Genomic DNA, 16,118 nt, shown 5'->3' with positions numbered 1-16,118 from the left:
TTATGGAAAATGCTAAAACCTTCATTTGTATTTCAAATTATTTTAAAGGCGCTGATTTTTTAATTCAGTTAAAGAATTTAGGAAATAAAGTCTATCTCGTTACCAGTGAAAAATTAAGAGATAAGCCATGGCCTCATGAAGCTATAGACGAAATATTTTATATGCCTGGTCTGGACACCGAATGGAATTTAGAGCATTTATTATTGGGAATAGGTAATTTAATGATTACGACTAAGGTTGATTCGATCGTTGCTTTAGATGATTTTGATGTAGAAAAAGCCACCTATCTTAGAGAAAATCTTCGAATAGGAGGAATGGGACAAACTACCGGTCGCTATTTTAGAGACAAATTAGCGATGCGGATGAGAGCCAAAAGTTGTGGAATTCCTATTCCTCCTTTTTGCTCTTTATTCAATGATCATGACATCAATACTTTTGCTAATACGGTTTCTCCTCCCTGGGTTTTAAAACCACGTTCTGAAGCTTCTGCCTCCGGGATTATCAAAGTTTTTGATAAAGAAAACTTATGGATTCATATTAACGAAATGGGGAATAACCGTTTTAAATACTTATTAGAACAGTTTAAACCCGGTGCTGTTTATCATTGTGACAGCTTAATTTCAGATAAAAAAATAATTTTCAGCCTTACTTCAAAATATCTGGCAACACCGATGGAAATAACTCAGGGTGGCGGTGTTTTCAGAAGTTCTAATATTCCATATGATTCTGAAGATGATTTAGAAATAAAAAAGGTAAACGAAGCCGTTTTGAAAAGCTTTGGATTAAAGCACGGCGTTGCTCATACCGAATTTATAAAATGTACTGAGGATGGTAAAATTTACTTTCTGGAAACTTCTTCCCGTGTAGGTGGTGCTCATATTGCCGAAATGGTAGAAGCTGCCTCCGGTATTAATTTGTGGAAAGAATGGGCGATTATAGAAGATGCTTTGGTTAAAGAAAAGGAATACCAATTGCCTGAAGTGAAAAAAGAATATGCAGGTATTGTCCTGACTTTATCTAAATTCCAGCATCCTGATTTATCTTCATTTTCAGATCCTGAAATTTACTTCAGAGTTCCCCTTGATTACCACGCCGGTTTAATAGTAAAATCTGATAAAAACGAAAGAATTCTCGAATTATTAGACAACTATGTTGATCGTTTAATAGCTGATTATACCGTGGTTGTAGCACAAAAAAAAGTGGATAAACTGCATTAACACATGAGAGTATTTTGTTTTTTTATTTTTTTCTTGTTGCTTTTTTCGAATGAAACAAAAGCGCAACAACTTTTGGAACGTAAAATAAATCAGTTCGACAGACAGGATAGTTTGCGAGGAAGCATTACAAAAGAAAGAGCCTGGTGGGATTTAAAACAGTATCGGTTAACTGTAAAAGTAAATCCTTTAGACAGCACAATTACAGGGGATAACACTATAAAATATAAAGTTTTACAGGAACACCATGTCATGCAAATTGATTTGCAAAATCCTTTAGAAATCAGCAAAATTATTCAGGATAAAAAAGAATTAAAATTTGACAGAGAAGGAAATGTGTATTTTGTTGAGTTAGTTGCTTCCCAAAAAAAAGATGCTGTAAAAGAGCTGACTGTTTTTTATGGCGGAAAACCTAAAGTAGCTATCAATCCGCCCTGGGATGGAGGAATTACATGGAAAAAAGACAGCAACGGAAAACCATTTATCGCTTCATCCTGTCAGGGATTAGGAGCCAGTGTCTGGTGGCCTAACAAAGACCACATGTATGACGAAGTTGATGATATGTACATAAGTGTGAATGTTCCTGATGATTTAACGGATGTATCCAATGGTCGTTTACTGAGTGTAAAAAAACATAAAAACGGAACCAAAACTTATAATTGGTATGTTACTAATCCTATAAATAATTATGGCGTAAATATTAATGTTGGAGATTACGTTTCTTTTTCAGAAAAATACAAAGGTGAAAAAGGAACTCTGGATTGCAGCTATTATGTTTTGAGAGACAATTTGGCGAAAGCCAAAAAACAATTCCAGGAAGTTCCCCGAATGCTAAAAGCTCTTGAATACTGGTTGGGTCCTTATCCTTTTTATGAAGACGGATATAAATTGGTTGAAGCACCTTATTTAGGAATGGAGCATCAAAGTTCTGTCACTTATGGAAATGGTTTTCAAAATGGATATTTGGGCGGGGATTTAAGCGGAACAGGCTGGGGATTGAAATTTGATTTTATTATTGTGCATGAATCGGCACACGAATGGTTTGCAAATAGTATCACCAATAAAGATATTGCGGATATGTGGATTCATGAGAGTTTTACTAATTATTCCGAAAGTCTTTTTCTCGAATATTATTATGGCAAAGAAGCGGCTTATACTTATTTACGAGGACTTAGAAAAAACATTTTAAATGACAAACCGATAATTGGAAATTATGATGTCAATGATGAAGGCTCCAGTGACATGTATTACAAAGGTTCTAATATGTTGCATACCTTACGCCAAATTGTGAATGATGACACAAAATGGAGAAGTATATTAAGAGGATTAAACAGTACTTTTTACCATCAAACCGTGACTACAAAACAAATTGAAGATTATCTGAGTCAGGAAACCGAAATGGATCTCAATCCCTTTTTTAATCAATATTTACGGGATATCAGAATACCAAAACTGGAATATTATTTTAAAAATAATGATTTGGTATATCGTTGGATAAACTGTGTTCCTGAGTTTAACATGCCTGTCAAAATTAGTATAAACGGCGAGGAAAAGTGGATAAAACCGCAAACAAACTGGAAAAGCGAAACAAATATTGCAGAAAATTCAAAACTACTTATTGAAGCAAATTTTTATGTGCTTGGAGTTAACAGTACCCAATAAAATAGATTAATTTTATCTTTCATTTTGAGTAGTGACTAATCTAATTTTATAAGATGAAAACAAAGTATTTATATCTCTCTTTTTTTCTGATGCTAAGCTTTATTCACTATAGTCAAAATAGTAGTGAAAAAAGAGAAGAACAGGGAGTTTACGTTGATTCTGTTGAATTTATGGTTGATACCGTAAATATTGCAAGAATAAATCTTGATTCCATTCATTTTGCTCCTTCACATGAAATGCTTGACGAGGAAGTTTACTGGACAATTATAGACAGTTCCTTAAAAGAAACTGAAAGTCAGGAAGATCAGGAAATTTTCCTGACTACTATTTTAGAGCAACTTTCTCCTCAGGAAATAGTTGGTTTTCGCTTAAGAACCGATAAACTCATGTTTGATTCTTACACCTCTGATTTATGGTGTGCCAATTATATTATAAGCAATGGCGCTGCGGAGGATGGTTTTGATTATTTTAGATGCTGGCTAATTTCAAGAGGTAAAGAAGCGTATTATAAAGTACAGCAAAATCCGGATGCATTAGTAGATTTGGTTGAAAATGAACCAAAAGCTTATGATTTTGAAGGTTTTTGGTATGTAGCGATGAATGCTTTTAAAAACGCAACAAATCAGGAAATACACGCCTATCTTGATTACGAAAATTTTAAAACTACAGATGAAAATTATCCACTATTAGAATTCAGCTGGAATGTGGACGAGCCTGAAACAATGGAAAAAGTTTGTCCGGTTTTATTTAAAAAGTTCTGGAAAAAATAAACTTAATACTTGGTTTAAGTACAACAATCAAATCAGGTTGTTTTTTATATAGTCAAAACTTTTTACAGAAGACTCTAAAAGATTAGGCTTATAATTAGTCTCTTGTTCCACAAAAAAGTGTTTCATTCCGGATAGTTTTGCTGCTGCAAAAATAGATTTAAAGTTGATAGCTCCTTGACCAACTTCGGTATTCCATTCGGTTTTAGATGGATCCATATCTTTTACATGCCACATGGTAAATCGCCCGGGATTAGCTTTAAACAATTCTAATGGATCAATTCCTGACCGGACTGCCCAGTATAAATCCAATTCAAAATCGACTAAGTTTTTATCTGTTTCCGAGAGTAAAATATCATATCCTGTTTGGTTTCCAAACTTTTTGAACTCAAAATCATGGTTGTGATATCCTAATTTCAACCCCGCTTGTTTACATAAAACAGCAGCTTCATTTATTTTTTGAGCGATACGCTTGTAATCATCCAGATTACTTCTTAATTTTTCATCTAAATGTGGAACAGTAATATATTCACTTTCTAATTGATTAGCGCATTCAATACAGGATTTTAAAAAATCAGCATTATTGTCTTTTATAAAAGAATTAAATTCATAATGTCCGCTTGGTGCTTTCAGGCCATTATCAGACAGTATTTTTTTGAAATCTTTTACAGAAGTTCCAAAAAAACCTTTTTCGCCTGAGTAACCATACGTTTCTATTTCCTTATATCCTGTTTTTGCAACAAATTCTAAAGTCCCCTTTACATCTTTAGAAAATAGCTCTCTTAAAGTGTACAATTGTAAACCGATATTTCTTTGTTTCGTAGAAAAGGCGAGGGAAGGAGCGATTGCTAATGCACCTAAAGCCAAGCTGCTGTTAATTATAAAATCTCTTCTCTTTATCATTTTGAATTAAATATCTGAATTATTTATTCTAAAAGTATTAAAAAAAATCGAAATTGTAACAAACAGCAGATTGATGCAAAAAATTATCGTTCGAATAATCCAATAGTTCCGCCTACCCAGTCTTTGTCCTGGTTGTATTTTACCCCTATCATTTCACCGCGACTCAAACGCACTAAATTGCACAAAAGAGTAGGAGCCGCATCCTCTTTTTTCCAGGTACAAAGCATTCTCACTTCGGCTTTTACTTTTCCGTCAGGCGATTGTACAATGGGTAAATAATTTACTTTTTTCTGAAGAATATAAAGCTCTTTATCAACAACAGCTTCGATATCTTCTTTTTTTACATGAAAAACTACTCCTGCACCAGAGAAAGAAAACAAGGGCTTTAAAACATAATTTTCTAAGTCGGTTGGAATTTCTTTTAATTCACTCAGCAAAGTGGTTTCAATAAAATATTTACCTTTTAACAAGGGTAAAATGAATTTACTGATTCTGAAAAACCAGTTAGGATGACCTGCCCATTCTATATCCAAATCGTCTGAAAAACTAAAGTTCATTTTTAAATCTGTCCGCAGTTCCAGTTCATCAAAAATTACTCTGTTATAAATGCGCTTTATCTGGATTTCCTGATTTTTTTCGTTTTTATAAAATAGTTGATTTCCTTTTTTGATTACCTCAGTAACACAAATAACAAGAATTCCAATATCTCTTTTGCAATAATAAAAATCGATAAGCGTATTTTGTTTTTCAGGTTCAATTTCTAACAGAACCACATTTTCTTTAGGAAGATTATTGCAAAAAACAGCATCCAGATTTTCAAGATATTCTTGTGAGCTTATATCATTTACAAAGGGTGTTAATTGCTCCATAAAAGGATAAAGCACCTTCAGCTTTTCAAATAAATTAACCTGATAATTGAATAACGAAGGGAATCCCTGAACTTCAATCAGTTTAGGAACTACCTGATTGTCTTCTTCACAAATTCCGAAATCAATAGCTAGAAAAGTAGTATGTTCATCTTCATTAGGAACTTTACTGTTTAGTTCTAATGATTTGTTAGTTAATTCTTTAAAATCACTCTGCTGAATCAAAGCTATCACTTCGTTACAACCTTCAATCAGTTGCTTTTTTAAATCATTCGAAATAAAAAAAGGAGTTTCTGCCAGTCTAAAAGTGGGAGCATAGTCAAAATCGGCTGCAATATCATCCTTTAAAGCCTGATATTTCTCTTGGGTAAATTGCTCATTAAATAGCTTTCGGTATTTAGAAATCATACAGTTTTTTGGATGTTAAGAAATTATCATTTTTTAATTGGACATAATTTTTTTAGATCTCATCAGGTCAGTAATTGCAGAGCGAAGAAAATTTGGGATTAAAGTCTCGTTAGTTCTGTATATTTTATCTTCATCAACTAAGTCTTCAAGCATATTCCTAAACTTCCTTTTACCTTTCATTTTTCTAATTTTTTCTTTCACTTCTTTATTTCTTAAATGGGAAAGAAAACTAATAGGATCAGCCTCAGGATGAAATTGTGTCCCCACTAAATGATCGGTAAAACGAACTGCCATGATGGCTCTTTCATATTGCACATGATCTCTTATTTTTTCTAACGAAAGGATTTTAGCCCCTTTTTTAGCAAAAACACTCAACTTAGGCTGAACCACCTGATAATCTCTGGAATCAATTGCATAAAACGGATCGTCCAGTCCTTCGAACAATAAATCCTTAAGACCTTCCTTAGTTTTATGAATTGTCATAACGCCAAACGACGTATCATTTCTTTTTGTAATTTCGGCTAAGCCAAAGTGTTTACAGGCCATTTGATAGGAATGACAGATAAAAAGCACGTGCTTTTTTATCGGATTTTCATTGTTCCATTTTAAAACAGCATCAATAAAACCAAAGAACTTTGCATCCCATACACCATCGCCTTCAAGCGGGTTTCCGGGACCTCCGGTAGCAATATAAATGTCAAATTTGTCTATTTCGGGCAATTCACATTTTCCGCGGACATCAAATATTTTAAAACTTACAAAAGGTGTAAAACGGTTTACGATATCAATGATACATCGCATGCCCTGATTAGGCTCACCATTGTACATGTCCAATATTGCTATTGTTATGTTTTTCTTTTTCATTAGTTCCTGCTTTTATACTATTTGCAAAGATAAGCTAATAATTTATAGTCCTTTAGTAAATTCTTTTGTAATAAAATCGACTACTTTAGTCAAGTTTTTTGTTTCTTCAAAAACAGCAATCTGCTTATCAGCACCGGTTCCGTTTTTCAAAATTTCATGTGTGTAATTGATATGCTCTCTGCTTCCCAATTCATCAACAACATCATCAATAAAATCCAGTAATTCTAAAATCAATAATCGGGTTTCTACCTCTTTTTGAAGTCCAAAATCAATTAAATGTCCTTCTATTCCATATCGGGCAGCTCTGAATTTGTTTTCTTTTATTAATGCTAAACGATAGGTGTTAAATTTTAAATTTTGTGTATTAAGACGATACAACTTAGCTACTACAGCCTGAATTACAGATACCATACACATAGTTTCTTCAACCGTTAGTGCCATATCACAAATTCTGAATTCTATAGTATCATAAAAAGGATGCAGACGTAAATCCCACCAGATTTTCTTTGGATTATCAATACAATTGGTTTTTACTAAAGTATCCAGAAAGTTATCATAAGAAGCCACCGAATCAAAATATTCAGGCAAACCTGTTCGTGGAAACTTATCAAAAACCTTTGTTCTAAAGGATTTATAACCGGTTTGTCTTCCTTCCCAAAAAGGGGAATTAGTGGATAGTGCAAATATATGCGGCAGGAAATAGCAGGCCTGATTGATTAATTTCAGTCCTACTTCACGACTTTCTATTCCCACATGACAATGCATTCCAAAAATCAGATTAGAACGTGCAGCATCTTGCAACTCATTAATAATAGTATGATAACGCGGATCATCGGTGATAGGCTGATCCTGCCATTTAGAAAAAGGATGTGTCCCGGCTCCGCCAACAATAAGTCCTTGTTTATCGGCCAGTTCTACAATTTTAGTTCGTAAAAATTTAATCTCACACTCGGCTTCTTTTACATTTTTACAAATATTAGTTCCTACTTCGACCACCGATTGGTGCATTTCAGCTTTTACTTGTTCATTCAACAATATTTTTGCTCCATCGACTATCTTAGACAAGTGGGAGCGGAGATCTCGTGTTTCGGGATCTATAATTTGGTATTCTTCTTCTATACCAAGCGTAAAAACAGGCAATTTTTTCATTTAAAAGTATTCCGATTATTATTTTAACCCAACAGCATCTTTCATAAAGGTTCCCCAGGTCAGATTTATTTTTCCCGGTTTTTGTTTTTTTGCGGCAGCAATAGCCATTTTAGCAGATTCTTCAACCACCCACTCAAAGTTTTCCATACCTACTGAATTAACATCAGCATCAGGAGCGGGATTTCCAAAATCAATAGCATAAGGAATCCCATCCCGAACGGCAAATTCTACTGTATTGAAATCATATCCCAAACCTTTACAAAGTCGGAGTGTATAATCCTTTATGGTTGCCAATAATTTTTTATCTACTGGAGGACCATCAAGTACATAACGCAAATGAGGCTGATTTCTGGGTTCGTATTGCATAATTTTAACAGCTTTACAACCTAAACAATACACTCTGAAATATTCCGTAAACACAATTTCCTCCTGCAACAGCATTACTAACTGTCCGGTTTCTTTATGCTTTTCCCAAAATTCTTCTTTATTTTCCAGTCGGTACACATTTTTCCACCCGCCACCGGCATACGGTTTCATGTAGGCTGGAAATTTTACATATTCAAAAATTCCTTCCCAGTCTAATGGAAACTTCAGGTTTCTGAAAGAATTAGAAGTAGTATCCGTTGGATGTTCTGCTGAAGGAAGAATCACCGTATTAGGCAATGGAACGCCCAGCGTATCTGCTAATGCGTTATTAAAAAATTTATCATCGGCACTCCACCAAAAAGGATTGTTAATCACATTAGTTCCTGTTAAAGCGGCATTTTTAAGAAAAGCACGATAAAAAGGAACATCCTGCGAAATCCTATCAATAATTACGGCATATTCACCTCCTTTGTTTTGAATAACTTTATCAATAGAAACGGCTTCGGCTATGATATCTTTTTCGTTTTTTGAATTGACTCTTTCGATAAAAGCCTGAGGAAAGGTATCTTCCATTCCAAATAAAATTCCAATCTTTTTCATATTCGTTGTTTTCTTTTACTATTTTATAATCAGTTTTAGCTAAAATTTTATTCGGGATAAATAATGGGGAAACATTTCTTTCCATAACGGCCAATCGTGTTCTTTATCCTGCCTGATATCCAGCCAGTGGTGCATGCTTTTATCAGACAATAATTTGCTCATTTTTAAATTGGCATCAAAACAAATATCCCAATTGGAAGTACCCAGTACGATATCCATGTTCCATAATTCATAATCATTCAAACCCTCCAGATAATCATGGGGACTATGGTAAAAAACGGTATCATTATGAAAGCCTTCAAGATAGTTTTTAATCTTAAAAATTCCGCTCATACTGAACAAATGACTTACATACCCCGGATGTCTAAAGGCAAAATTAGCAGCATGATAACCGCCAAAACTGCAACCGGCCATAACCACTTTTCCTGTTGGGGTATTATGCCTGACTTTTTCAACAACTTCATGACAAATCATTTTATCATACCAGTCATGATTTTCAATGCGGTGTACAGGATGAATTTGTTTGTTATAAAAACTGTCTTTATCAATGCTGTCAGGACAATAAATCTGAATTAATCCCTGCTCGAGATACCATCGTGCTGATTCAATCAGTCCCATATCTTTATTTTCATGAAAACTTCCCATGGAAGTAGGAAACAAAACTACCGGATATCCTGAATGACCAAAGACGAGCATCTGAGTCTCTCTGTTTAAATTGGGTGAATACCACTTGAAATAGTCTTCTTTCATAATTTTGGTTTTAACAATTATACTGAAATAATCAATATGAAATTTACAAACAGAAGATGGTTCTTTACTTTTAATGAAATAATAACGCTTTGTTTAATATTATTGCATATAATTTATTTTAAAGCCTTTAAATGGGGTGTTTTAAATCAATTTGGTAACATATCTTAAACAAGGGAAACGGCTAAGAAAAAACAATTGTAAAGCTTAGTCCACAAACGGCGTGGACATTTTGAAAAAAAGAATTGGATTTGAAGAGTTCAAATTATTTTTAAAAAAAACGGCTGATTATATTTTCAAATTCCACTTAATCAACAACGCTTTTTTCAAATAACTGAACCTGATTTTTTAATCTTTCAATCAGCATATTCATCATGCGTTTATTTAAGCTGGAGGAGTTTTTTATATATAAAGTATATTCCTCCACAGTAAACAGAGCGATGATCATTCCTTTTAAGGCATTTCTAAACTTTATGTCTTTTTGAATTGCATTTTCAATGGTTGCAATCTTTTTTTCGACACTTAACGAATAAAAATCCCGTTTGTATTTACTGATATAATTGTGAAAAGAAGCAATGAATAAATCATTTTGAAGTTTCAATATGGGTCTTAAAACTTCATTTTGAAAAATTTCATCAGCTGAAGATTGGGCACTGACACTTCCTATGGCGTCTCCTCTGAATTCGGATAAAAAACGGTCTCTTTCGCTCATCTTTTTTTCTTAAAAATAGGAAAAAAATTCTCAGGGAAACCTTATTTTAGCATAAATAATTAAATATATGCGATTTCATACCAGAAAATGGGTTAAGCCCGAAGACCTCAATCCGAACGGAACTTTATTTGGAGGAAAATTATTATCATGGATAGACGAAGAATTAGCTCTTTATACCATTGTTCAGTTTGAAAACTCCAGAGTAGTTACTAAATACATGTCTGAGATAAATTTTAAAAGCTCGGCAAGACAAGGGGATATTATCGAAATAGGAATTGATGTGATTCATTTTGGAACTACTTCTATTTCGTTGGAATGCAAAGTCCGTAACATGATGACCAGAGAAATTATCATTACCATCGATAAATCAGTAATGGTCAATTTAGGCGAAGACGGCAAACCTAAACCACATGGAAAAACAGAAATTGAGTTTGTAAAAAATCGGCTGTAATCAGCATAAAAAGCCACGAATTTGCGAATCTAATTAAATTAGTGAATTTGTGGCTTAATTTTATTTATTCAGGAAATCACCTCTTGAAGGCAATTCAAAAATTTCAAGATCAAAATAGGGAACAGCTGAGATGACATGATCAAAAATATCCGACATTACATATTCGTAGTTTTCCCATTTTTTATCTTTTGTAAAAGTATAAATTTCTAAAGGAACTCCTTCGGCAGTGGACTGTAACTGGCGACACATTAAAACCATATCCTGATTGATAGCCGGATGATTACGCAGGTATTGAATAATATATTTTCGAAATAATCCCATGTTAGTCATATTTCGACCGTTTATTGCAATTGATTTGTCGATTGCTCTATCGGTATTGTATTTATTAATTTCCGCTTTTCGGCTAACAATATAATCACTGATTAAACTGATTTTTTTCAGTTCCTCTAATTCTGTTTCCTCGAGAAAACGAATGCTGTTGGTTTTAATCAAAATATGTCTTTTTATACGGCGACCATTCGATTTAAGCATGCCACGCCAGTTTTGAAACGAATCAGAACTCAAACTATAAGTAGGAATGGTAGTGGTTGTATTATCAAAATTACGCACTTTTACCGTAGTTAGATTGATTTCGATAACATCACCATCGGCACCAAATTTATCAATTGTAATCCAGTCGCCTATCCTGATCATGTCGTTTATGGATACCTGAACACTGGCTACGAAACCCAGGATAATATCTCTGAAAATCAATATTATCAAAGCAGAAACAGCACCTAATGTGGTAAACATATTGTTGAAATCGACCTCAAATAATCTGGAAATCAGAATGGTAATCCCAACTAACCACAGCACAATCATGATAACCTGAATAAAGCTATCAATGGGTTTATCGCTGTAACGCTTTTTTTGTTTTAAATAATCCCTCAGTGCATTAAAAACAGTGCGAATTATCCAAAGCACTAGAATAACAATATAAATACCTACCAGTTTCCCAAAGACACTATCCCAGTATTCATATCGGTCTAAAATGACAGGAACTGATTTATAGATAAATAAAACAGGAATAAGATGAGCAATGTATTTAGCTGTTTTATTAGAAACTAATAAATCGTCAAACTGTGTTTTTGTCCTTCTGGCAATTACAATTATTAAACTAACTAACAGCTGTCTGGAAATATAATAAATGACATAAGCTAAAAAACAAAGCAGTACAATGTTAATTATCAAACTCGAATAAGAGGCCATGGTAACATTTAAACCCCATTTTCTAAAAAGCGGGTATAAAAACGTAAACAGCTGCTTTAATAATTCAAACATTTTAGCAATATTTCTTTTCTACATAAAAAGTACCAAACGGAATCAAAGAAGCAATTAAAATAATCCCAAAATCTCTGACACTCCATTTTTGTGGTGTTTTTAATAAAAATGCTAAAATGATATAACCTATAAATAAAACACCATGTCCATAGCCAAAAGGTTTAACAATTGTGTGATAAAGTTCCGGATTACTTGGTTTTAGAAAAATCATATTAGCAATTAATACTAAAAAAGAAATCCCTTCAAGGATAGCTGTAATTTTAAAAATCTTAAGCATTACTATTATTATTTAATGTTTCCTGCCAAAATTAAGGATTATCATCCGTTTTATAGGTATTAAACCTTAAAGTAATTTACTTTTGTAATCATAAAAATTTCATAATGAGTAAAAGAGATTTAAAAAAATATTTGGGCGAACTCGACAAAGAACAATTGCAGGAACAACTGATTGAATTGTATGAAAAATTTAGTGTTGTCAAGGAATATTATGACTTTGTTTTCAATCCAAAAGAAGAAAAGCGATTGCAGGAAGCCAAGCTTAAAATCGCTCAGGAGTACTTTCCGGTTGCTGCACGTGGTAAAAGAAAAAGACCTAAAATGCGTCGATCTATAGCTCAAAAAAACATCAAACATTTTATAACACTAGGAGTAGACCCTTTTATAATTAGCGATTTGATGTTGTACAATATAGAAATAGCGCAGGCTTTTTCAGCCGAAAATCTCATAAAACAAGATACTTTTTACAAAAGCATGCACACTTCTTTCGAACAGGCGATACAATTTATGATTGCCAATGGTGTTTTAAACGATTTTAAATCCAGAATACATTCACTTACAGAAGAAATTGTGAGACAAAAATGGAAAAACCGCATGGATTTCCTGCAAATTACAGAACGAATTGACGAATAAGAGGCTTGTAAATCAAATTATTTCAAATTAAGTTAATAATTTAAATTAAATATAACAGGATAACTGTTTTTTAAGCGTATTTTTGCAAAAATTCAACAAAAAGCAATGTTCGAAAGTACGATAGAAATAGAAAAAGAAGACAAAAAAGAACTTTATGCCTACCAACAGGGCGATATTGATGCCATCTTTGAGCGTATCGATAACGGTCCTGCACAACATCACCTGCTGTATCAGCTTCCTACAGGTGGCGGAAAAACAGTAATATTCTCAGAAATTGTTCGCCGTTACTTATCTAAACATAATAAAAAAGTAGTTGTTTTGACACATCGTATTGAGTTGTGTAAACAAACTTCTAAAATGTTAAAAGGTTTTGGTGTAAAAAATAAAATTATCAATTCTAAGGTTAAGGATTTACCGGATCAAAACGATTATTCCTGTTTTGTAGCCATGGTGGAAACCTTAAAAAACCGTATCAATGATGAGAAATTATCTCTCGAAAATATTGGTTTAGTTATTATTGATGAGGCACATTATAATTCATTCAGAAAACTTTTAAGTTCCTTTACTAATGCTTTTATATTAGGAGTAACAGCAACACCGCTGAGCTCTAATATAAAATTGCCTATGAACCAGAGTTATGATGAATTAATTGTAGGAGATACAATTAGTTCCTTAATAGATAAAGGTTTTTTGGCAAAAGCCACAACTTATAGCTATGATGTAGGCCTGACCTCCTTAAAAGTAGGTATTAACGGAGATTATACCGTGAAATCTTCGGATGATTTGTATACCAATACTTTAATGCAGGAAAAACTGGTACATGCCTATACTGAAAGATCTTTAGGAAAAAAGACCTTGATTTTCAATAATGGTATCAATACCTCTTTGTATGTATACGAAACTTTCAGAGAAGCAGGATATGAAATCCGTCACCTGGATAATACCAGCAGTAACGAAGAAAGAAAAGAAATTTTACATTGGTTCAAACATACAAAAGATGCCATTTTAACTTCCGTAGGGATTTTAACAACCGGATTTGATGAACCTACAGTTGAAACCATAATTTTAAATCGTGCCACAAAATCATTAACTTTATATTATCAAATGATAGGGCGCGGTTCCAGAAAATTACCTAATAAAGACGAATTTACCGTTATTGATTTAGGAAATAACGCCGCTCGTTTCGGACTCTGGAGTGAGCCTGTAAACTGGCAGCACATCTTTAAATCACCTGAATTTTATTTGGAAAATTTACGTGATGATGCTGAAATTGAATTGTATTTTAAATATACGATGCCGCCGGAATTGAGAGCTAAATTCAGCAATACAGAAGACGTTACTTTTGATGTTGACGAAGAACACAAACTGGCAATAAAACAAAATTTACGCTCTAAAGTGGTTTTGGATAAATCATTGGATCAACACGCAACCATGTGTGTTTACAACACCGAAACTTTACAGGAAGCTAAATTATTAGCCAAAGAATTAGACGATGATATTGAATGCCGCATTAAACGGTATGCAAAATGTTTAAGTCAGTGCAGTAAAAATTACCGCGAATGGCTTGTAGATGATTATAAACAAAAATTAACCTTGCTGTTAGGTAAAAAGTATCGTGAAAAAATCATGAACGAGCCTGATGAAGATGAGGATTAGAACTAAAATAAGGAGCTGATTCCCGCTATCCGCTTTATCTTAATGTTCTTAAAGAAAGAACATTAAGGATACCGCTACTATCGGGGCTAAGAAACTGTTTTTCATACGAATAATAAAAACAAAACAATGTCAAAACAATTCTCAGAATTAGGAATTTCGACAGCTTTATTACAATCCTTGAGTGAATTGAATCTTGTTGTGCCTACCGCTATACAAGAACAAGTCATTCCGTTGCTTTTAGCGAATCAGACTGATTTAGTGGGACTAGCAAAAACAGGTACCGGAAAAACAGCCGCATTTGGTTTACCGCTGCTGCAATTAATTGATGTTTCAAAACCACATGTACAAGCTGTAATATTAGTTCCCACCAGAGAATTAGGCCATCAGGTTTTTAAAAACTTAGAAAGTTTTGCTCAAAATTTACCCAATGTTTCCATAGCAGCAAGCTGCGGAGGAATCCCAATAAAACCTCAAATAGAACGTTTAAGCAATCCCACCCATATTGTAGTAGCAACTCCGGGACGTTTAATTGATTTATTACAACGAAAAGCCATCAGTTTAGCACAAACCCAATTTTTAGTACTCGATGAAGCCGATGAAATGGTAAGCATCCTGAAAGAAAGTCTGGATGAAATTGTTGCTGAGCTTCCTAAAAACCACCGAACTTTTTTATTTTCGGCTACCATGCCCGGAACTATAAAACAGCTGATTCAGAACTATTTGCATAAAAATGTAGTGCATGTTAGCGCTAACATGGAAACTTCAGGAAATCAAAGTATTGATCATCAATATATTATTGTTGATCCTATTGAAAAATTAGATGTTTTAATGCACTTTTTAAATTCAAGAGAAGGACAACGCGGGATTATTTTTTGCAAAACAAAAGCGGCTGTAAACAAACTGGCAAAAAATTTGGCCATCAACCGTTTTTCATCCGGAGCATTACACGGCAGTTTGTCGCAGGGAATTCGGGATCGTATCATGGAGCAATTTCGCGAAGGACACATTAATATATTAGTAGCAACTGATTTAGCTGCCAGAGGAATTGACGTAAAAGAAATTGCTTATGTAGTCAATTATCATTTACCGGATACTTATGAAAATTATGTTCACCGTAGCGGAAGAACGGCAAGGGCAGGGGCAAACGGACTGGCATTAACGGTATTACAAGCCGAAGAAGAAATAGAAATTGCCGATTTTGAAAAAGAATTAGGGATTAAATTCACACCGTTTTCTAAACCTTCTGTTGCCAGTATTGAAGACAACAACACTTTGCTTTGGGCAAAACAAATTTTCAAAACAAAACCAAATCATGAGGTGGATGCCGAATTGAAAACAAAAATAAAAACTATTTTTCATCACCTCACCAAGGATGAATTAATAGAAAAAATACTAGCTAACCATTTATTACAAAATAAAAACCAAACCAACGAAAAACCAGTTAAAAGACAAAAACAAAAAAAATAAAAACTGTTTGACATTCCTCTTGCCAAAAAAAGAGAATGTTATTTTTAAAATTGTAAA

General features: G+C 33.6%; 16 protein-coding genes. 7 read left to right on the top strand and 9 right to left on the bottom strand.

What is annotated here, in order from left to right; translation table 11 throughout:
- Positions 1-2: 2 nt before the first annotated feature.
- From BUB89_RS06995 to BUB89_RS06985, 3 genes are read left to right on the top strand one after another with little or no spacing between them, the layout of a single operon-like run.
- Complete coding sequence (locus BUB89_RS06995) at positions 3-1,217, top strand: ATP-grasp domain-containing protein (RefSeq protein WP_073243407.1); 1,215 nt, start codon at positions 3-5, stop codon at positions 1,215-1,217.
- 3 nt (positions 1,218-1,220) lie between these two features.
- On the top strand, positions 1,221-2,876 hold the full coding sequence (locus BUB89_RS06990; RefSeq protein WP_073243404.1) for a M1 family metallopeptidase: 1,656 nt from the start codon (positions 1,221-1,223) through the stop codon (positions 2,874-2,876).
- A 53-nt stretch (positions 2,877-2,929) separates the two neighbouring features.
- Positions 2,930-3,646 carry a DUF4240 domain-containing protein gene (locus tag BUB89_RS06985; RefSeq protein WP_083552582.1) on the top strand — a complete coding sequence of 239 codons (717 nt, stop codon included), beginning with the start codon at positions 2,930-2,932 and terminating at the stop codon, positions 3,644-3,646.
- A gap of 27 nt (positions 3,647-3,673) precedes the next feature.
- On the opposite strand, the gene BUB89_RS06980 is transcribed toward BUB89_RS06985, so the two are convergent.
- The 7 genes from BUB89_RS06980 to BUB89_RS06950 form a co-directional block, all read right to left on the bottom strand.
- Positions 3,674-4,546, bottom strand: a complete 873-nt coding sequence (locus BUB89_RS06980; RefSeq protein WP_073243402.1) for a sugar phosphate isomerase/epimerase family protein — start codon at positions 4,544-4,546, stop codon at positions 3,674-3,676.
- Positions 4,547-4,629: 83 nt separating this feature from the next.
- Entirely contained in the window at positions 4,630-5,820 is a 1,191-nt protein-coding gene (locus BUB89_RS06975) for a hypothetical protein (RefSeq protein ID WP_073243400.1), read from the bottom strand.
- 33 nt (positions 5,821-5,853) lie between these two features.
- The gene (locus tag BUB89_RS06970; protein ID WP_073243398.1) at positions 5,854-6,684 is read right to left on the bottom strand and encodes a type 1 glutamine amidotransferase; all 831 of its coding nucleotides are present in this window, start codon (positions 6,682-6,684) and stop codon (positions 5,854-5,856) included.
- 42 nt (positions 6,685-6,726) lie between these two features.
- Positions 6,727-7,833 (bottom strand): carboxylate-amine ligase, encoded by a 1,107-nt coding sequence (locus BUB89_RS06965; protein WP_073243396.1) that lies wholly within the window; start codon positions 7,831-7,833, stop codon positions 6,727-6,729.
- A gap of 18 nt (positions 7,834-7,851) precedes the next feature.
- Positions 7,852-8,799, bottom strand: coding sequence for an ATP-grasp domain-containing protein (locus tag BUB89_RS06960; protein ID WP_073243395.1), 948 nt, complete (start codon positions 8,797-8,799; stop codon positions 7,852-7,854).
- Positions 8,800-8,838: 39 nt separating this feature from the next.
- Positions 8,839-9,549 carry an alpha/beta fold hydrolase gene (locus BUB89_RS06955; protein WP_073243393.1) on the bottom strand — a complete coding sequence of 237 codons (711 nt, stop codon included), beginning with the start codon at positions 9,547-9,549 and terminating at the stop codon, positions 8,839-8,841.
- A gap of 304 nt (positions 9,550-9,853) precedes the next feature.
- A complete protein-coding gene (locus tag BUB89_RS06950) occupies positions 9,854-10,258 on the bottom strand; it encodes a glyoxalase (RefSeq protein ID WP_073243391.1) in 405 nt (134 codons plus the stop codon).
- Positions 10,259-10,325: 67 nt separating this feature from the next.
- Between BUB89_RS06950 and BUB89_RS06945 the strand changes: the two genes are divergently transcribed.
- A complete protein-coding gene (locus BUB89_RS06945; RefSeq protein WP_073243389.1) occupies positions 10,326-10,709 on the top strand; it encodes an acyl-CoA thioesterase in 384 nt (127 codons plus the stop codon).
- Between the two features lie 60 nt (positions 10,710-10,769).
- On the opposite strand, the gene BUB89_RS06940 is transcribed toward BUB89_RS06945, so the two are convergent.
- Together BUB89_RS06940 and BUB89_RS06935 are read right to left on the bottom strand one after the other, a co-directional pair.
- Positions 10,770-12,029, bottom strand: coding sequence for a mechanosensitive ion channel family protein (locus tag BUB89_RS06940; protein ID WP_073243387.1), 1,260 nt, complete (start codon positions 12,027-12,029; stop codon positions 10,770-10,772).
- Position 12,030: 1 nt separating this feature from the next.
- Positions 12,031-12,306: a DUF3817 domain-containing protein gene (locus BUB89_RS06935; RefSeq protein ID WP_073243385.1), complete on the bottom strand. Its 276-nt coding sequence runs from the start codon at positions 12,304-12,306 to the stop codon at positions 12,031-12,033.
- A 104-nt stretch (positions 12,307-12,410) separates the two neighbouring features.
- On the opposite strand from BUB89_RS06935, the gene BUB89_RS06930 reads away from it, so the two are divergent.
- From BUB89_RS06930 to BUB89_RS06920, 3 genes are all read left to right on the top strand, one after another.
- A complete protein-coding gene (locus tag BUB89_RS06930; RefSeq protein WP_073243383.1) occupies positions 12,411-12,938 on the top strand; it encodes a DUF6155 family protein in 528 nt (175 codons plus the stop codon).
- A gap of 105 nt (positions 12,939-13,043) precedes the next feature.
- Positions 13,044-14,594, top strand: a complete 1,551-nt coding sequence (locus BUB89_RS06925) for a DEAD/DEAH box helicase (RefSeq protein ID WP_073243381.1) — start codon at positions 13,044-13,046, stop codon at positions 14,592-14,594.
- A 126-nt stretch (positions 14,595-14,720) separates the two neighbouring features.
- A complete protein-coding gene (locus tag BUB89_RS06920) occupies positions 14,721-16,061 on the top strand; it encodes a DEAD/DEAH box helicase (RefSeq protein ID WP_073243378.1) in 1,341 nt (446 codons plus the stop codon).
- Positions 16,062-16,118 lie beyond the last annotated feature (57 nt).

The sequence above is a fragment of the Flavobacterium flevense genome, assembly GCF_900142775.1.
GTDB lineage: Bacteria > Bacteroidota > Bacteroidia > Flavobacteriales > Flavobacteriaceae > Flavobacterium > Flavobacterium flevense.
The sequence above is the reverse complement of the archived record's forward strand: the minus strand, read 5'-3'. Positions and strand labels throughout refer to the sequence as shown.